This is a genomic window from Pseudomonas sp. GV071, from assembly GCF_003050835.1.
Taxonomy (GTDB): Bacteria; Pseudomonadota; Gammaproteobacteria; order Pseudomonadales; family Pseudomonadaceae; genus Aquipseudomonas.
In genome coordinates, this window is the sequence record NZ_QAOJ01000017.1 from 15,663 (window position 1) to 33,210 (window position 17,548).

Below are 17,548 nucleotides of genomic sequence, written 5' to 3' on the forward strand. Positions count from 1 at the left end.
GGACCCTGGGTCGAAAGCCCATAGTCCGGGGAATCGGCGGCAGGGCACATACGACCTAAGTGTAGGTTGGGTTGAGCAAAGCGAAGCCCAACAGTACGCGCTACGTTGGGCTTCGTTGCACTCAACCCAACCTACGAATACAACCCCGCCAACCCTTGCTCCATCACTTCCTTCGCCTGTTCCAGCACCTGCTGTTTCCAGTCATCGGCATCGACATAAAACGCGTCGCGCATCTGCTGTTTGATCAACTGGTGCTGGGCCGCTGGCGCTTCGGGGTGGTTGTATAGCCATTGCTCGCCGCGCAAGGCGCTGAGCACCTGCTTGCCGGGCAGGGTGCCGTATTCCAGGGTGACGCCGGTGTACTGCGCTTGCGCGCATTCGGCCATCACCCCGAGGTCGATGGTGCCGTTGAGGTCGGCGGAGGCGGAGTTGCCTTCGGCGGCGTTGGTCACCGCGTTGCCCCACCAGCGGCGGCAGCGGGCGATGTCATCGGCATTCTGCTTGCCTTTGTAGATGCGCTCGCCGTAACCGCGTGGGCCAAGGCCGGTGTGCACGTCGACCCAGGCCAGGCGTTGGCAGCTTTGCCCATATTTGCGCAGGATTTCGCGCAGGCGCAGGTTGCTCCAGGTCGGTTCGCTGCCGGCGAAGAACAGGCCCTTGGGGTCGCTGTGCTGGCCGCGCGAGATGCCGGCCTGCAAGCCCTTGCGGCCGTAGCGCAGGGTCAGGCCCAGCAACTGGAGCAGGTTGCCGCTGCCCACTGGCCATTTTTTCGGCAGCAGCACCGGGGCGATGGCACGGTATTCGGCGTTGTCCGGCAGCGGTTGGCTGAAGTCGACGAAGTTGCGGTTGAGGTCGACGTTCTCGTGGGTCACCCGCCGCAGGTGGGAGAAACCGTAGGGGTTGAGGGCGTGGATGTAGAGCACCGCCAGGTCGTCGCGCTGGGTAGCGGCGAACCAGGCATCGTCGTTCAGACGGTCCACTTGCACGCCTGAGCCGCAGAAGCCTTCCACCCCGTGGCAACCGCTGCTGAGTACCAGCAGGTTGGGTGCATCGGCGTTGCCGTGCAGCGCTACATCGATGGCCAGCTGTTCACCGTCGCGACCGGTCAGCGGGTGGATATGGGATTCAACCGCCAGGCCACGCTGGGCGCAGCTGGCGAGGAAGGCCTGACGGGCCTGGGCATAGCTCTGCGAAAAGCAGGAAAGGTTCATCGAGTGTTCCAATCAGGGGGCACAGTGGGAGCGCGTCGGGCCGCAGCCCGGGCTTGTGGCTCGGGCTGTGAAAGCTGGTTTACCGACGCTGATAGGGATACGTCGAGGCGCCGGGTCAGCGACTCAACGATGGCGCTGCGGACGTGCTTGTGGCCTCGCCCTCGCGCCGGGCAAGCAAACGTTTGCGGGTGGTTTCCGGGGTCAGCATCAGCAAGCCGAGCAGGGCGCAGACCAGGGTGGCCAGGCCAAAACCGTTCACCGACAGCTCGAAGCCACGGGCGATATCGTTGCCCAGCCAGGTGATCATCTTGCCCACCGCCCAGGGCGCGAACATGCCAGCGACAGTCATGCTGCCAACGTGGATGGCGAGCATGGCGCCGCGCTGCTCGCTAGGGGAAATATGCGCGGTGATGGTCATGCCGAAAGCGAACACGGCATTGAGCAGCACGCTGCCGAGGCCGAACGTCACCAGCTTGCCGACCAGGCTGCTGGTAAGGGTGCCCATGGCGATAAAACCCAGCGCGCCGACGATGCAGCAGAGCATCGGCGGCCAGACCATGCTGCGCTGGAGGTCGGCACCTTTTTTCAGTGCCCGTTGCGAGAGGCTCGACACCAGCAGGTTGAGAATGATGATGCAGAGGGTCGCGACAAACATCACATAGCCGGCTTGCATGGCGCTGAGGCCCAGGCCCTTTTGCATGTATACCGCCGACCAGCTGAACGACAGTGCGTTGGGCAGGTAGGCGAGAAAGCACATCAGCGAGATCCACAAAAAGGTGCGGTTGAGCAGCAGATAGCGGTACTTGATCGGCTGGCCGGCAGTGCGCTGTGTGCTGTCATCGCTGCTGGTGTGGCTACCTTCGGCGCCAAACGCCAGCCAGCACAGCAGCCAGATAAAGCTCAGGCCCGCCAGGGTCAGGTAGGCCATGCGCCAGCCGAAGTGGTTGATGCAGAACGGCAGCGCGATGGCACCGAGCAGGCCGCCGAGCATGATCGACACCTGAATCAGCGAAGCCGGCAACACCCGTTCGGTCGGGCCGAACCATTTGAAGCAGGCATGCTGCGTGACAGCCGTACCCGGTCCGGTGCCGGCGCCCAGCAGCAGGCGGCTGGCGATCAGCGCGTTGAGGCTGCTGGTGAGGGTGACCAGCAATTGCGAGAGGGTCCAGACCGAGGCCATGCCCACCAGAATCCAGCGGCTGGGGAAACGGTTGGCCAGGAAGCCGACCAGGATGCCCGACAGCGAATACAGAAAGAAAAACGCGCTGCCGACAAAGCCGAACTGCTCGGGGGTGAGCTTGAGCTCTTCGATAATGTGCACGCCGGCAAAGGCGAAGATGGTTTTGTCCAGCACGCTGATGACCATCACGGCCATCAGCAGCGCGACCACGATCAGGCGTTTGGTTTTGTTCTCAGGGGTTGCGTTGGCCATGGAGAGTCTCTGCGGTTCCGTTGCGTGCAGCATGCCGCAGGGGGGGCGCAGCTGAATAATCACCGATGGGCATGACTATCGTGCTTGGTTATCAAGAGCCGCTCACCCCCAGCCCCTTTCCCGCGTGCGGGAGAGGGGCTGGGGGAGAGGGCCGGCCGTTACTCGGTCTTGGCGTGCGGGCTCTTGTAGACGTAGATCAGCTCATCCGCCAAGGCCTTGGCCTCACGCGTCATCAATTCCGGGTCGCGGCACACCAGGGAAATATTCATGGGCGGAATCGCCTCGACGATGTTCAGCACGCTGAGGCTCTGCATGATGAACTGGGTGCGTTCCAGCACCCGTAGCGACCAGTAGCTGATTGCATCGCTGCTGCTGGCCAGTTCCGAGTAGAGCACCACTGAGGCGCATTCGATGACGTTGTCCGGCAGCGCCAGGCCCTGTTCGGCAAACAGGCTGCCGACGCTGGATTGCTCCATGGAATCCTGCAGCAACCACTCCTGGTCGCTCAGCTCTTTCAGCGACGTTGCGCCGGCCAGCGGGTGGTCTTTGCGCACGGCTAGCACGGTGGGTTGCTGGTACAGCTCGGTCCAGTGAAAACCATCGGCGTTGCGCGCTTGCGGCAGGGAGGTGAGGACCATATCGAGCAGACCTTCGCGCAAGCCCTCCATCAATTTCGAGGGGCGCAGCTCATGGATATGCACCTGCACTTTCGGGAAGCGCTTGCGGTAACGGTTGAGGCTGCTGACGAACTGCTGGCTGGGGGTCACCGGTGACACGCCGATGGACAGCTTGCCGTCCATCACGCCTTTGAGCGTGTCGATTTCTTCGCGGGCGCGGCGCACTTCTTCGAGGATCAGGCGGGCACGTTTGACCAGCCGTTCGCCGTATTCGGTCACTGTGATGCCGCGGTTGGAACGTACCAGCAACGGTACGCCGAGCTCGGCCTCCAGCTCTTTGATGCCTTTGGACAGGGCTGGCTGGGAGATGTGCAGCAAGCGTGAGGCTTCCTGAATACTGCCGCTTTCGCAGATCGCCACAATGGCGCGCAGCTGGTGCAACTTCATAAGAACATCACTGGTTATCGACAAGTAAGTGTCGGAATTTAAAGCAAAATGCGGGCCCTAAAGCTAGCGTGACAATTCATTGATTAGGAGATCCTGTGGGAGGGGCTTTAGCCGCGAGCTTTTCAAAATCAAAAGCATCGCGGCTAAAGCCCCTCCCACAAAAGCAAAAAAAGGCGGCCAGAAGGCCGCCGAAGTGGAGGTACCGATGCAGTAGTTGTCGACTCAACGAATGCCGGTGGCCCGCAGCGCCGACGGGGTGAATTCCTTGCGGCTGAAGGGCACGTTGAATTCGTAGGCGTTCTTCTCTTCGTTGCGCAGCGAGTTCACCGAGTAGCGCCCGGACAGCACGTCGTAGTGGGTCTCGGCGGCGAAGCTCGGCACCTGGTAGTTGTAGAAGAACATCGCGTGGCCTTCGGACACACGCCACAGTTGGCCGCGGCCGTCGTAGGCGTCGGCTTCGGCGGCTTGCCAGCTGTCTTCGTCGATGTAGATGTCGCGCTTGGAGTAGATGTGGCGCTGGCCAGGCTTGAGGGTCGCTTCCAGGTGCCAGACGCGGTGCAGCTCATAGCGCGCGTAGTCCTGGTTGATGTGGCCGGGCTTGATGATGTCGGCGTACTTCAGCGTCGGCGATTCCAACTGGTAGCTGTTGTAGGGGATGTACAGCTCTTTTTTGCCCACCAGTTTCCAGTCGAAACGATCCGGCGCGCCGTTGAACAGGTCGAAGTCATCCAGGGTGCGCATGCCCTCGGCCGCCGGGCTGTCGTAGGCGATCTGCGGCGCCCGGCGTACGCGGCGCTGGCCGGCGTTGTATTGCCAGGCCATGCGCGGCTCTTTCACCTGGTTGATGGTTTCATGCACCAGCAACACGCCACCGGCCAGGCGCGCCGGCTCGAGGAATTCCTCGCGGTAGTAGTTGAGGATGTTGGCCATCTCAGCCGGCTGGTAATCGCTCAGGCCCTGGGGGAACGCCATCTGCTGCTTGACCACGCTGGGGGTGAAGCTGCCGTTGGTTTGCGGCGAGGCCTGCACCACGATGCGTTTCAGCGACTCGCCACGGTAGCGGCCGATATGGTTCCAGATCACTTCCAGGCCGTTCTGCGGAATCGGGAACGGCACCGCGCCGGGCTGGTAGTTTTCCAGGCCGTTACCTCCTTCGACCAGGGTGGTCTGGGTGGCGTTTACCTTGGTCGAAGCCAGGCTCTTGGCCGGCAGCACCACCGAGCGGTGGCTGGTGTAGACCGGAATCTTGTAGGTGTCCGGGTAACGTTTGAACAGCGCCAGCTGGCCAGCAGTCAGCTTGCTCTGGTACTGCGCGGCATTCTGCGCGGTGATCACGAACAGCGGTTTTTCACTGGCGTAGGGGTTGGGCAGAAAGCCGTCGCCATCGACCTTGCCGGTGCTGCTCGGCAGGCCACCGGTGTAGGCCGGGATGCTGCCGTCGGCATTGCCGGCGGCTTGCGCGCCGACGGCGGTGAGGGTCTTGCCCAGTTGCGCGGCCTGGTCGGCGCTGACAGCGGCCATTACCTGACCGGCGAGCAGGCTCAGGCAGAAGCTGCCGGCCAGAAGAAGGTGCTTGTGTGTCATGGAAAACCTCATGGGCATGGCCCGTAAAAATTCCTGGGGCTTAGAAACTCACGCCGACGCTGACGGCGAGGAAGTCGCGATCGGTGTTGGTGTTGAAATCGCCGCCGAAGTAGTCGGTGTAACTGACGCTGGCGGTGTACTGGGACATGAAGTCGGCATCCAGGCCGACACTCACCGACTTGTTGCCTTCGGTGAAGGTCGGGCCGTAGCCCTCTACGTCATGGGCGAAGGCGACGTTGGGGCGCAGGTTGACCCCGGCGATGGCGTCGTTGAAGTCCAGCCCGGCGCGCAAGCGGTAACCCCAGGAGTTGGCGGTGTAGAAGCCTTTGTCGGTGCACTGGTCGGGGTTGGCGGTGTTGAGCAGCTTGGTGCACAACTCGTTGCCGCTGACCGTGCCGACACCCGGAATAGTCACGGTGCCGGCGCTGCTCAGCTCGCCCATGCCGTACACGCTGCTGCGGCCAAAACGCAGGTCGGAGCCGTCGCTGGAGCCTAGGTTGCCGATGTGGCTGTAACCCACTTCGCCCACCAGGGTCAGGCGGTCGCCGCCGAGCACGTTGTCGAAGGTGTGCACGGCGCTGACCTGTGCCTGGGAGAACGGCATGCGTTTGTAGCCCTGCACCAGGCTGCCGCGCGAAGTCTCGGCCCAGTCGGTATCGAACAGCGGCAGGCCCTTGATGTTCAGTAGGGTGGCCAGCGCGCCAACACTGGCGGTGGTCGATACGTCGGTGCCGTTGAGGCTCATCGGCATGTTCGGCCGGTGACTGATTTCACCCGACAGCGCGGTGCCGTCCGGCGTGGTGGTGGCAAAGCTGATGCCGTACAGGCGCACGTCTTCGGGGTAGGTCAGGTAGTAGCGCGCGGTGGCCTGGCCGGGCGCGCCGCTCAGGCCGGCAAGGCTGGCCTGGCCAACTGTCCACATGCTCTCTGGAGTACGGCTGTGGATATTCATGGTGTAGAAGCCGAACTCGGTGTCGTTCAGCTCCGGCACAATCCAGCGCATAGCGGCGCCGAACTGGCCGCCGTCGCGGGCGTCTTCGTCGTCCAGGCGCGGCACGTAGCCGTAAGCGCTGGCCACATCGCGATTGAAGTCGCTGCCGTAGGTGGTCATGTTGGTGTTGCAGCCCTGGGCGGCGGTGTCGGCGCCGAAGTAGGTGCCGCAGTTGTCGAGGACGGTCTTTTCCCATTCCAGTTGGTAGAAGGCTTCCACCGACAGGTTGTCGGTTACGCCCTGGGTGACGTACAGCATGTTCACCGGAATCAGGCCTTCCTTGATCTCCGCGCCAGGGCGGCGGAGCGCGGCGACGTCGGCGGGGTTGATGCTGTTGATCGAGTTACCGATAAAGGTGCTCTCGCCCCAGCTCACTACCTGCTTGCCGACACGCACGCTGCCCGGCAGATCGGCGATGTCGTAGTTGTGGTAGAGGAAGGCGTCGAGCAACTGCGCGCCCGAGGACTTGGCGGCGGCGTCGCGGCCGCTGTCGTCGATGTCATACATCAGCCGGTGTTCGTCTTTGAGCTCGAAGTCGTACCAGTACTTGCCGCGCAGAAACACGCCGGTGTCGCCGTACTTGAGTTCGAGGTCGTGAATGCCCTTGAAGATTTTCGAGAAGGTTTCGCCCTTCTTGAAGTTCAGCCGGCCATCGTCCGAAGTGCGGGTGGAGGCGGTGCCGCCATTGGCCACGCCGATGAATTTTTTGTCCGCATCATCCATGCCCCAGCTGGCGCCGATGGACAAGGTTGAGTCGAAGCGCCCTTCGATTTCGCCGATCTTGAAAGTTTCTGCCTTAACCGGCAGAGCCACAGCGAGCGCTACCGCTACTGCCAGGGCGTGGGGATACATAGTCCCCTTCGTTGTTGTGCTCTTCATCCTGCTCTCCGCCTAGAACCAGTCAAAGAAGCTGGCGGTTGGCCCGGCCAGCGCAGCCTGTGTGTCAGGTGCCGGGGCATGGTAGGGAGCGGGGGCGGTTCTGCATTCTGAGAAAAACCGATGCCTATAACCAAACGCGAAGCGGTGGTTGGTGGGGCTCGGGAAGGGTGCATTTGCTGCACCAGAACGAAGCAGGCTGGGTATTGGATGGAATGGCAATGAGCGGGGTTCTGCTCGGCGATTCTGGATTCCAGCCTTCGCTGGAATGACGGTGACTTGGACAAAAACCTCCGTCATTCCAGCGCAAGCTGGAATCCAGAATCCTGAGTCGACCTCAATACCCCACAGCCCCCATGACCGGGGCGTATCAGCGAATCCCCAAGCCAAAACCAACTTCGTCAATCAAGCGGATTTAGTTAGTCAATTTCAGCAATAAAAAGCCCATTTGCTGTGATCGTGCCAGGTCGTTTTTTGCCTTTTACGGTCATTTCCGGTAGGGTAGCCCGCTGCCTGACCCTTGTATGACCCCTAATTCTGCTTTTGGGGCGCGCCCTCTTTTGCGCCCTTTTCCTGGTGTGGCCCTGCCCACGCTGCTGCGAGTCGCCCTCGGTGACTCATCTTGTAGAGCCTGCTTGGCTCTTGATGTATGGAGACTGACGATGAAGTCCATCACCACCCTGGCGGGTGTCGTGAGCCTTGGCTTATGCACCGTGTCGCTACCGGCACTGGCCGCACCGAAATGCGAGCTCGACCGGCCGGTAAAATTCGGCGGGATGAATTGGGAAACCAACCTGATCATCACCGAGATCGAACGGTTCATCATCACCGAAGGCTACGGCTGCAAGACCGAAGTCGAGTCCGGTGAAACTCTGACCATGCTCGCTGCCATGCAGCGCGGTGACGTCGATGTGAATGCCGAGATCTGGGCCACCACCATCGGTGTGCCATGGGAAAAGGCCGTTACCGGTGGCAAGGTCAAATCCCTCGGTACGGTGTTTGAAGGCACCGAAGGCTGGTACATCCCGCGTTACGTCGCCGAGCGTTTCCCCGCGCTGAAAAGCGCCGCCGATCTGCCCAAATACAAAGACGAATTCACCGACCCGGAAGAACCGGAAAAGGGCCGCTTCTACAATTGCCCGGCCGGCTGGAGCTGCGGCGTGAGCACCGCCAACCTGTTCAAGGCGCTGAAGCTTGACGACAGCTTCACCCTGTTCGGCCCCGGTACCGGCGCCGCGCAAAAAGCGGCGATCACGTCGGCCTACAAGCGCAAACGCAACATCGTTTTCTACTACTGGCAACCGACCACCGTGGTCGGCCAACTGGACCTGGTCAAACTCGACCTGCCGCCGGTTGATGCCGACGCTGCCGCGTGCAACACGCTACCGACCTGTGCCAATCCCAAGCCCACTGGCTACCCGCCGACCCAAGTGCTCACCGGCGTGAACACCCAGTTCAGCGAGCAAGCGCCACAGTTGGCGAGTTTTCTGAGCAAGGTGGCGATCTCCCCCGACCAGCTCAACGCCTTGCTGTCCTGGTACGAGGAAGAAGGCGCGGAGCCTGAAGAAGCCGCCCAGCGCTTCCTCACTCAGCATCCGGAAGTCTGGAGCCAATGGCTGCCGCCGGCCGTTGCCGAGCAGGTCAAGCAAGCGTTGTAGTCGTTCAGCCCGCCCAGCCGCGCTGGCGTGGCTGGGCCGCGTAGAGAGTGTGTTGTTATGTTCCCCGAGTTATTCCCCGCGCGCGATTTGCGCCATGCCATCGACGCCTTTGTTGAGCAGTTGGTGGTGCGTTATGCCGATGTCCTGGAGTCCCTGTCCAAACCCATCCTGCAGGCCCTGGTGTGGCTGGAGCACCTGCTCCGCATCGCGCCCTGGTGGTCGATTGTGTTGGCGGTGTTCGTGTTGAGTCTGGCGGTGAGTCGGCGCCTGTTGTTGAGCGTCGGTATGGCCGCGCTGCTGTGTGTCATCGGCCTGGTTGGCCTGTGGGACCGCGGCATGCAAACCCTGGCGTTGATGATCATGGCCACCGGTCTGTCGGTGCTGATCGGTATTCCCATGGGCATCTTCATGGGCCGGGTGAATTGGGCGCGTCGGGTGTTCACCCCGCTGCTGGATGTGATGCAGACCATGCCCAGCTTCGTGTACCTGATTCCGGTGGTGATGCTGTTCGGCCTGGGCAAGATCCCGGCGATCATCGCCACGGTGATCTACGCCGTACCGCCGGTGATTCGCCTGACCGAACTGGGCATCCGCCTGGTCGATGAAGACGTACTGGAAGCCTCTCGCGCCTTTGGCGCCAACCCGCGTCAGCAACTGTTCGGCGTGCAGCTGCCGCTGGCGCTGCCGAACATCATGGCCGGCATCAACCAGACCACCATGATGGCGCTGTCGATGGTGGTGGTCGCTTCGATGATCGGTGCCCGTGGTCTGGGCCAGGAAGTGCTGCTCGGCATCAACCGTCTGGAGGTAGGGCGCGGCTTGTTGGCCGGACTCGCCATCGTTGCACTGGCGATCATGTTCGATCGCATCACCCAGGCTTACGGCCAGCGCCAGCAAGGAGTTCAGCAATGAGCAAGATCGAGATCCGCGGTATCTACAAAATCTTCGGCCGTCACGAAAAGGCCTGCCTGGAAGCGGTACAGGGCGGTATGAGCAAGGACGAACTGCTCGGCAAGAACGGCCACACCCTGGGTCTGCGCGACATCAGCTTGAGCATCGAAGCCGGGAGTATTTACGTGATCATGGGCTTGTCCGGCTCGGGCAAGTCCACCCTGATTCGCCACTTCAACCGCCTGATCGAACCGACTGCCGGGCAGATTCTGGTGGACGGTCAGGACGTCATGGCCCTCGGCCCGCGTGAGCTTGAGCAGTTTCGTCAGCGCACCATGAGCATGGTGTTCCAGCGCTTCGGCCTGTTCCCCCACCGCAACGTGCTGGACAACGCCGCCTATGGTTTGCAGGTGCAAGGCATGCCCAAGGCCGAGCGCGAGGCCAAGGCCCGTCACTGGCTGGAGCAGGTGGGTTTGAAGGGCTTTGAAAAGCAGTACCCCCGCCAGCTCTCCGGTGGCATGCAGCAACGCGTTGGCCTGGCCCGCGCGTTGGCTACCGACGCCGACATTCTGCTGATGGATGAAGCGTTCTCGGCCCTCGACCCACTGATCCGCCGCGAGATGCAGGACCAGTTGCTGGCGCTGCAGGCCAAGCTGAACAAGACCATCGTATTCATTACCCACGATCTGGACGAAGCCCTGCGCCTGGGCAACCGCATCGCCATCCTCAAAGACGGCGAGCTGGTGCAAGAAGGCGCGCCGGAAGACATCCTGCTCAACCCGGCCAACGACTACGTGCAGGCGTTTTTGCAGGACGTGAACCGCGGCAAGGTGCTGACCGCCTCCCACGCCTTGAGCGAGCGCAAGGCGTTGACCCTCACCACCCGTACCGCACCGGCTCGGGCGCTGGAGCGGTTGCAGGAGCGCGCCTTCGATTACGCCCCGGTGCTGGACGGCCGCAACCTGCGTGGCGTGCTGACCCAGAGTGCGGCGCAGCGTGCGTTGGCAGCGGGGGCGCGGGATATTTCCGCTTACCTGGATGACGTGGCGTCGGTGCCGGCGAGCACCGGGTTGGATGAGGTGCTGGGCCAACTGCTGCGTGAGCCGCAGCCAGTGGCCGTGACGGGTGATGACGGTGAGTTCGTTGGCTGGTTGTCGCGCAAGAAGGTGGTGCAGTTGGTGAGCCCGGCGCTGGATTCGGCGGCGTAACGCCAAACCGTGGGAACGGCGTAGGTTGGGTTGAGCGCAGCGAAGCCCAACAGGTTCGCGATTGTTGGGCTTCGCCTGCGGCTCAACCCAACCTACGATCTACAGGGGATATGTATGCCCATAAAAAAACCGCCCCGGAGGGCGGTTTTTTTGTCGCGCGAAACGGCGCTTACGGCAGGGTGAACAGCACTTTCACCTTGTCGGTCACGGCCGCTTTGTCGACGTAGCCAATGGCGTCGGCTTCGGCGCCAACCTTGGCGACCACGGCGGCGTCATCGGCCACGCTTGGCAGCGGTTGGCCCTTGCCGGTGAACACCAGGCCCGACCAGTAGGACTTCAGCTGCGACTCGTTCTTGCTCGTCACGCCGCTGTAGAACTTGTCTTTGGTGGGGTTCCAGTCTTTCTGGTCGACGCCCTTGAGGGACTTGTCCTTGCCGAGAAAGATGTTGGCCACGTCCGATTGGGTCGGCGCGGCGCTGGCGCCGGCGTTGACGATCACGGCCACTTCGGCCTGGGCGGCGGTGGCAATGGCCACCAGGGTGCAGGCACTGAGAGCGCTGATTACGAACTTCATGGGGGCTCTCCTTAGAATACGAAGTCAACGCCGACGCTGATGATGTCACCGTCGTAGTTGCGCGAAGGCGTGCCTGCCAGGCCGTTGGTGGCCGAGTACACCGCGTGGTTGTAGCTTTCCTGGGCTTTTTCGACGAACACGCCGTTGTAGCCGTTGCCGCTGGTGTCTACGCGTTTGTATTCGCTTTTGACGATCACGGTCGGGGTCACGTTGTAGTTCAGGCCATAGGTCCAGGACGTCTGGCGACCGTCGTCTTCGTCCAACTGGGCATAGGTGACGTGGGCCAGGAAGTCGCCGAAGCGGCGGCCACCCATCAGGTAGAACGCGTCGGTGCTGCCTTGGTCATCGGCTTCGATAACGCGGCTGGTCCACTCGTTGGCGGTCAGCCAGGTACCGTTGTCGTACTGGTAGCCGATCGAGGTGAACTTGCCTTTCTGGTCATCCAGCTGGTTCAGCGGGATGGTGGTCTGGGTGCCGAACGGGGTGGTCACGCGGGCGGTGATATCGGTGTTGATATCGGCCTCGGTGTAGCCCAAACGCACGGTACCGAAGTCATTGGTAGCGAGGCTGACGTTGGCGGCGAAGATCTTCTTGTAGTCGATGTCGTAGAGCTCATCGGCGGCGAAGATGTTGCGGTTCACGGCCTGGCCGCCAGCGACCTGGAAGGCCACCGAGCCGAAGGACAGTGGCAGGGTGTAGATGGCGTCAGCGCCTTCGTAGTTGCTCACCTGAACCTGGCTGTAAACCTCGTCCGGCAGACGCAGCCACGGGTAGGTGAAGCCGACGTCGAGGGTTTCCGAGTACATGTACACCGGGCTGCGCAGACGGCCGGTACGCAGCATCAGGCCGTCGGTGGCCTGCCACGACAGGTAGGCCCACTCCAGGTTGGCTTTCCAGTTGTCCTGCTCAGGCTTGGCAGTGGCTTGCACGGTGACGCCGACGGTGTCGGTGAGGCCGTACTGGAACTGGCCGCCGAGCTTGGACAGCTGGTCGCCGCGCCAGGAATCGTTGGTCTGGCCATTGACGCCGTAGCTGCGGCCATCGTCTTCACCACCCAGGTGGGTGATGCCGGCGGTGCCGAAACCGTTGAAGCGGTATTCGCCCTGGTCGAGGGCGAAAGCGGACGTACTCGCAAGGCAGGCTGCGAGGGTGAGTACTCGGAGTTGGGTCATTCTGGTGCTCTCGTGTTAAACGCGGAATTGGGCCGTAGCGGCGCGCAAATGGTCCCCAGTGCTGACCAACTGCTCGCCAAGGCGTGCGGTCGCATCGGCCCCGTGTGTGGTTGCTTGCGTATCCCTCTGCAACACTTCTGTGTCTTTCTGAATCGAGTTGGACAGGCCGATCTGCTCCTGGGTGAACTGGGCGATCCCGGCATTCAACTCGTCAATCTGGCGAACGGCCTGGGCAATGGCTTCCAGGGTCTGGGTGGCGGCAACCGAGCGTTCAATGCTGGCTTGGGCCTTTTCCCCGTTCAGGGTCATTACATTCAACACGCCGTTGGCACTGCTTTGCAGGCGCTGAATGATGTTCTGGATTTCGGCGGTGCTGGCGGCGGTCTTTTGCGCCAGGTTGCGCACCTCGTCGGCGACCACGGCAAAACCACGGCCCTGCTCGCCGGCACGGGCGGCTTCGATGGCGGCGTTGAGCGCCAACAGGTTGGTCTGTTCGGCGATGCTGCGGATTACGGTAAGCACCGAGCCGACTTGCTGGGTTTCCTCTTCCAACTGCTCCATGGCCTTGACCGAGCCCAACACGCTGCTGCCCAGGTCGCTGATGCTGGAAGACAGGCTGCCGATGTTCTGCCGCGCCGTTTCGGCCTGCTTGGAGGCCGCGCCGGCTTCTTGCGAGGCTTGCTGCGAACGCTGCGCCACTTCCTGGATGCTGCCGGTCATGGTGGAAATGTCGCGGCTGATGGAGTCGGTGTGGCCCTGTTGCGAGCGCGCGTTTTCTTCGGCGCCCTGGGTCAGTCGGTACAGCTCTTTGGACATCCCGCCCAGCGGGCTGGCGGCATCGACGATCTGGCGAATGGTGCCCTGCAGCTTGTCGAGGAAACCGTTGAACAGTTTGATCATCACGCCGATTTCGTCGCTGGTTTCCACGTTGACCCGGCGGGTCAGGTCGCCGTCGCCGCTGGCGATGGCTTTCAGCGAATCGATCACGCCGTGGATGTTGCTCATCACGCTGCGGATCACCATCACCGAGCCGATGCTCACCAGCAGGATCAGGGCGATGCTCAGGCCAAAACCGACACGGGTGGTGGTGGCGTTGTCAGTGCGGGTTTGCGCCAGGCTGGTCTGAAAGTCGTCGTAGGCGTGGGTGCGGAACTGCTCGCCGGCTTTCTGTGCCAGTTGCAGGTCGGTGGCCATGCGGTCGAGGTTGGGGCGCAGGTCGTCAAAGGCGGTGCCTTTGAGCAGTTGTTCGGTGGCCGAAAAGGCGTTGTCGGCGTAGCCCTTAACCGCACTGGTCCAGGTGCGCAGTTCGTCGCTGCGTTGCGGCTGGTCCTTGGTCAGGGTTTGCAGCGCTTGCTGCTTGCTGTTGATCTCTTCGAGCACCTTGCGGGCGTCGTTGAGGGTTTCCATTTCACCGGCGGCAACAGCGCTGTTGAGCAGGCCGGGAATACGCGAGAACTGGAAGATCACCGCGTCGGCATTTTCCAGGGTCGGGTAGCTCTGTTTCTCCAGGGCCACCAGGCGGGTGTCGTTGTTGCTCAGTTGGGTAGCGGTGTAGACCACGAACAGCAATAGGCCGATGAGTGCCACGGCGGGCGGCAGCGAAAGCTTGAGGGTCAGCGACATATTTTTGAACATGGACAGGTTTTCCCGACTGCGCAGAGAGCAAAAGTTAGAAAGTGAAACTTTTTATCTTTTATTGGTCACGACTTGACCATTATATCGACTGGTGCACATTTTTTATCGGCATTTAACCGGCCAGCTGAAGTTTTCAACATAGCCACTGGTCCGGTTGTCTGTAGGGCTTCTCCGGAATATTTTTCGCAATGATGGCAATTGGATGGCATCGCCTGCGATCGCCCATAAAAAAACGCCCCGAAGGGCGTTTTTTCAGTGCCAGTTGCCGGGTGAATTACAGGCCGTTTTTGGCTTTGAATTCACGACGACGACGGTGCAGAACCGGCTCGGTGTAGCCGTTCGGTTGCTTGGCGCCTTCGATCACCAGCTCCAGGGCAGCCTGGAACGCGATGTTGTTATCGAAGTCCGGAGCGAGCGGACGGTACAGCGGGTCGTTGGCGTTCTGACGGTCAACCACCGGCGCCATGCGCTTCAGGCTGGCCACGATCTGCTCTTCGCTGGCAATGCCATGACGCAGCCAGTTGGCCAGCAGCTGGCTGGAGATACGCAGGGTAGCGCGGTCTTCCATCAGGCCGACGTCGTTGATGTCCGGCACTTTCGAGCAGCCGACGCCCTGGTCGATCCAGCGCACGACGTAACCCAGAATGCCCTGCGAGTTGTTGTCCAGTTCGTTCTGGATTTCGTCTGCAGACCAGTTGGTGTTAGCCGCCAGCGGGATGCTGAGGATGTCGTCGATCGAGGCACGGGCGCGCTTGGCCAGTTCGGCTTGACGGGCGAACACGTCAACCTTGTGGTAGTGCAGAGCGTGCAGCGCAGCGGCGGTTGGCGACGGAACCCAGGCGGTGTTGGCGCCGGCCAGTGGGTGAGCGATTTTCTGCTCGAGCATGCCGGCCATCAGGTCGGGCATGGCCCACATGCCTTTACCGATCTGGGCGCGACCTTGCAGGCCGGTGGCCAGGCCGATGTCGACGTTCCAGTTCTCGTAGGCAGCGATCCACTTCTCGGACTTCATGGCCGCTTTGCGCACAACGGCGCCGGCTTCCATCGAGGTGTGGATTTCATCGCCAGTACGGTCGAGGAAACCGGTGTTGATGAACACCACGCGCTCGCTGGCGGCTTTGATGCAGGCCTTGAGGTTGACGGTGGTGCGGCGCTCTTCGTCCATGATGCCGACTTTCAGGGTGTTGCGCGGCAGGCCGAGAACGTCTTCAACGCGGCTGAAGATTTCGCTGGTGAAGGCGACTTCTTCCGGGCCGTGCATTTTTGGCTTAACGATGTACACCGAGCCGGTACGGGTGTTCTTGCGGCTGGTATTGCCCTTGAGGTTGTGCACCGCGATCAGGCTGGTGAACAACGCGTCCTGGATGCCTTCCGGAATCTCGTTGCCTTGGGCATCGAGAATCGCCGGGTTGGTCATCAGGTGGCCAACGTTACGCACGAACAGCAGGCTGCGACCGTGCAGGGTCAGCTCGCTACCGTCGGTCTTGGTGTAGACGCGATCCGGGTTCATGGTGCGGGTGAAGGTGGTGCCACCTTTGGCCACTTCTTCGGACAGGTCGCCCTTCATCAGGCCGAGCCAGTTGCGGTAGATCACGGTCTTGTCGTCGGCATCGACGGCAGCAACCGAGTCTTCGCAGTCCATGATGGTGGTCAGCGCCGCTTCCATCAGAACGTCTTTGACGCCGGCGGCATCGGTCTGGCCGATCGGGCTGGAGGCGTCGATCTGGATTTCGAAGTGCAGGCCGTTGTGCTTGAGCAGCACAGCAACCGGGGCGTCAGCCGGGCCTTGGAAGCCGATCAGCTGAGCGTCGTCGCGCAGACCGGTGTTGCTGCCGCCTTTGAGGCCGACCACCAGTTTGCCGTCGATGATTTTGTACGCGTTGGAGTCGACGTGGGAGCCAGCAGCCAGGGGCGCGGCTTCGTCGAGGAAGGCGCGGGCGAAGGCGATAACCTTGTCACCACGAACCTTGTTGTAACCCTTGCCTTTCTCGGCGCCGCCTTCCTCGCTGATCGCGTCGGTGCCATACAGGGCATCGTAGAGCGAACCCCAGCGGGCGTTGGAAGCGTTGAGGGCGAAACGTGCGTTCATCACCGGCACTACCAGCTGTGGGCCGGCCATGTGGGCGATTTCTTCGTCGACGTTTTGGGTAGTGGCTTGGAAATCTGCAACTTCTGGCAGCAGGTAACCAATTTGTTCCAGGAAGGCTTTGTAAGCCACGGCGTCATGCGCCTGGCCAGCACGTGCCTGGTGCCAGGCGTCGATCTTGGCCTGGAAGTCGTCACGTTTGGCGAGTAGTGCTTGGTTCTTCGGTGCCAGGTCCTTGATGACGCTTTGCGCGCCTTCCCAGAACTGCTCGGCAGAAATCCCGGTACCGGGGATGGCTTCGTTGTTTACGAAGTCGAACAGGACTTTGGCGACCTGCAGGCCACCGACTTGAACGCGCTCAGTCATTACTTGCCTCTCTGCTCAGCTCTTAGCTGTACTCAATAGCTCACTGCGGATAGCCCTGTACGGACCCGGCGTTGGCCGTCTTGTAGTCCGTGGCGCGGCATACTACATCATGATCGGGTGAAAATCAGCGGGCGCGCGTCGAACCGCGACCGGCCTAGGGCCTCGCGGTCACAACGGGGGCGCGGATGTTCTCAAAAAAATGGGGTTTTGTTCCACAAAAATCTGCATTTCGTACACGATTTTGTAGTGTTACTACCTATTTGGCCCGCCTCGACAGCCGTTATCGGCTTTTGCCTATACTGCCGCAACCCCCTATGGAGCGCCGTACATGCCCGTAAAAGCCGTTGTCGCCAGCGATCTCGACGAGCTCGCCGGGTTGTTTGCCGGTTACCTGGAGTTTTACCAGGTGCCGCGGCCGGTTGAAGTGATTCGCGAGTTTCTCGCCGCTCGTCTGCAAAAGGGCGATTCGACCCTGCTATTGGCCCGCGACGCGTCTGGAACGGCCCAGGGCTTCGTGCAGCTGTACCCGTTTTTGTCCTCGTTGGCCCTGGCGCCAGCGTTTTTGCTCAGTGATTTGTATGTCAGCCCGAACGCTCGCCGCCAAGGCGTCGGTGAGCTGTTGATGAACGCTGCCCGCGCACATGCTGACGCCACCGGCGCCTGTGGTTTGCAGCTGGAAACGGCGAAAACCAACGTGGCCGGCCAGGCGCTGTATGAAAGCCTGGGGTATGTGAAGGACGAGGTTTATCTGACGTATTGGTTGAGTCTGGCGTAGGGCGAATATCCGCCTGATCCCGCAA

13 protein-coding genes are annotated in these 17,548 nt (G+C 61.6%); 4 read left to right on the forward strand and 9 right to left on the reverse strand.

Annotation, left to right across the window (positions count from 1 at the left end; all coding sequences use genetic code 11):
- Positions 1-131: 131 nt before the first annotated feature.
- The 5 genes from C8K61_RS24570 to C8K61_RS24590 all read right to left on the reverse strand — a co-directional run bounded on the left by C8K61_RS24570 (position 132) and on the right by C8K61_RS24590 (position 7,161).
- The gene (locus C8K61_RS24570) at positions 132-1,211 is read right to left on the reverse strand and encodes a M14 family metallopeptidase (RefSeq protein WP_108099171.1); all 1,080 of its coding nucleotides are present in this window, start codon (positions 1,209-1,211) and stop codon (positions 132-134) included.
- Between the two features lie 115 nt (positions 1,212-1,326).
- A complete protein-coding gene (locus tag C8K61_RS24575; RefSeq protein ID WP_108099173.1) occupies positions 1,327-2,643 on the reverse strand; it encodes an MFS transporter in 1,317 nt (438 codons plus the stop codon).
- 158 nt (positions 2,644-2,801) lie between these two features.
- A complete protein-coding gene (locus C8K61_RS24580) occupies positions 2,802-3,707 on the reverse strand; it encodes a LysR substrate-binding domain-containing protein (RefSeq protein ID WP_108099175.1) in 906 nt (301 codons plus the stop codon).
- A gap of 222 nt (positions 3,708-3,929) precedes the next feature.
- Positions 3,930-5,291 (reverse strand): DUF1329 domain-containing protein, encoded by a 1,362-nt coding sequence (locus C8K61_RS24585; RefSeq protein WP_108099177.1) that lies wholly within the window; start codon positions 5,289-5,291, stop codon positions 3,930-3,932.
- Between the two features lie 40 nt (positions 5,292-5,331).
- A complete protein-coding gene (locus C8K61_RS24590; RefSeq protein ID WP_108099179.1) occupies positions 5,332-7,161 on the reverse strand; it encodes a DUF1302 domain-containing protein in 1,830 nt (609 codons plus the stop codon).
- A gap of 659 nt (positions 7,162-7,820) precedes the next feature.
- On the opposite strand from C8K61_RS24590, the gene C8K61_RS24595 reads away from it, so the two are divergent.
- Genes C8K61_RS24595 through C8K61_RS24605 form a run of 3 tightly spaced genes read left to right on the forward strand, consistent with a single transcriptional unit; the run spans position 7,821 to position 10,915 of the window.
- Entirely contained in the window at positions 7,821-8,816 is a 996-nt protein-coding gene (locus tag C8K61_RS24595; protein ID WP_108099181.1) for an ABC transporter substrate-binding protein, read from the forward strand.
- Between the two features lie 57 nt (positions 8,817-8,873).
- A complete protein-coding gene (locus C8K61_RS24600; RefSeq protein ID WP_108099183.1) occupies positions 8,874-9,728 on the forward strand; it encodes a proline/glycine betaine ABC transporter permease in 855 nt (284 codons plus the stop codon).
- Positions 9,725-10,915: a glycine betaine/L-proline ABC transporter ATP-binding protein gene (locus C8K61_RS24605; protein ID WP_108099185.1), complete on the forward strand. Its 1,191-nt coding sequence runs from the start codon at positions 9,725-9,727 to the stop codon at positions 10,913-10,915. Before C8K61_RS24600 ends, C8K61_RS24605 begins: the two co-directional genes overlap by 4 nt.
- A 169-nt stretch (positions 10,916-11,084) precedes the next feature.
- Here C8K61_RS24605 and C8K61_RS24610 read toward each other — a convergent pair whose 3' ends face one another.
- The 4 genes from C8K61_RS24610 to C8K61_RS24625 form a co-directional block, all read right to left on the reverse strand.
- On the reverse strand, positions 11,085-11,489 hold the full coding sequence (locus C8K61_RS24610) for a phosphate ABC transporter substrate-binding protein (protein WP_108099187.1): 405 nt from the start codon (positions 11,487-11,489) through the stop codon (positions 11,085-11,087).
- 11 nt (positions 11,490-11,500) lie between these two features.
- A complete protein-coding gene (locus C8K61_RS24615) occupies positions 11,501-12,661 on the reverse strand; it encodes a hypothetical protein (RefSeq protein WP_108099189.1) in 1,161 nt (386 codons plus the stop codon).
- A 15-nt stretch (positions 12,662-12,676) separates the two neighbouring features.
- Positions 12,677-14,296: a methyl-accepting chemotaxis protein gene (locus tag C8K61_RS24620; RefSeq protein ID WP_108099191.1), complete on the reverse strand. Its 1,620-nt coding sequence runs from the start codon at positions 14,294-14,296 to the stop codon at positions 12,677-12,679.
- 274 nt (positions 14,297-14,570) lie between these two features.
- Positions 14,571-16,748, reverse strand: coding sequence for a malate synthase G (locus tag C8K61_RS24625; protein WP_108099193.1), 2,178 nt, complete (start codon positions 16,746-16,748; stop codon positions 14,571-14,573).
- Positions 16,749-17,076: 328 nt separating this feature from the next.
- Between C8K61_RS24625 and C8K61_RS24630 the strand changes: the two genes are divergently transcribed.
- A complete protein-coding gene (locus C8K61_RS24630; RefSeq protein WP_108099195.1) occupies positions 17,077-17,523 on the forward strand; it encodes a GNAT family N-acetyltransferase in 447 nt (148 codons plus the stop codon).
- The last annotated feature ends 25 nt before the right edge of the window (positions 17,524-17,548 follow it).

Bases quoted from the DNA above. Each gene is read 5' to 3' on its own strand.
- C8K61_RS24570 (WP_108099171.1), bottom strand. From the start codon at position 1,211: ATGAACCTTTCCTGCTTTTCGCAGAGCTATGCCCAGGCCCGTCAGGCC.
- C8K61_RS24575 (WP_108099173.1), bottom strand. From the start codon at position 2,643: ATGGCCAACGCAACCCCTGAGAACAAAACCAAACGCCTGATCGTGGTC.
- C8K61_RS24580 (WP_108099175.1), bottom strand. From the start codon at position 3,707: ATGAAGTTGCACCAGCTGCGCGCCATTGTGGCGATCTGCGAAAGCGGC.
- C8K61_RS24585 (WP_108099177.1), bottom strand. From the start codon at position 5,291: ATGACACACAAGCACCTTCTTCTGGCCGGCAGCTTCTGCCTGAGCCTG.
- C8K61_RS24590 (WP_108099179.1), bottom strand. From the start codon at position 7,161: ATGAAGAGCACAACAACGAAGGGGACTATGTATCCCCACGCCCTGGCA.
- C8K61_RS24595 (WP_108099181.1), top strand. From the start codon at position 7,821: ATGAAGTCCATCACCACCCTGGCGGGTGTCGTGAGCCTTGGCTTATGC.
- C8K61_RS24600 (WP_108099183.1), top strand. From the start codon at position 8,874: ATGTTCCCCGAGTTATTCCCCGCGCGCGATTTGCGCCATGCCATCGAC.
- C8K61_RS24605 (WP_108099185.1), top strand. From the start codon at position 9,725: ATGAGCAAGATCGAGATCCGCGGTATCTACAAAATCTTCGGCCGTCAC.
- C8K61_RS24610 (WP_108099187.1), bottom strand. From the start codon at position 11,489: ATGAAGTTCGTAATCAGCGCTCTCAGTGCCTGCACCCTGGTGGCCATT.
- C8K61_RS24615 (WP_108099189.1), bottom strand. From the start codon at position 12,661: ATGACCCAACTCCGAGTACTCACCCTCGCAGCCTGCCTTGCGAGTACG.
- C8K61_RS24620 (WP_108099191.1), bottom strand. From the start codon at position 14,296: ATGTTCAAAAATATGTCGCTGACCCTCAAGCTTTCGCTGCCGCCCGCC.
- C8K61_RS24625 (WP_108099193.1), bottom strand. From the start codon at position 16,748: ATGACTGAGCGCGTTCAAGTCGGTGGCCTGCAGGTCGCCAAAGTCCTG.
- C8K61_RS24630 (WP_108099195.1), top strand. From the start codon at position 17,077: ATGCCCGTAAAAGCCGTTGTCGCCAGCGATCTCGACGAGCTCGCCGGG.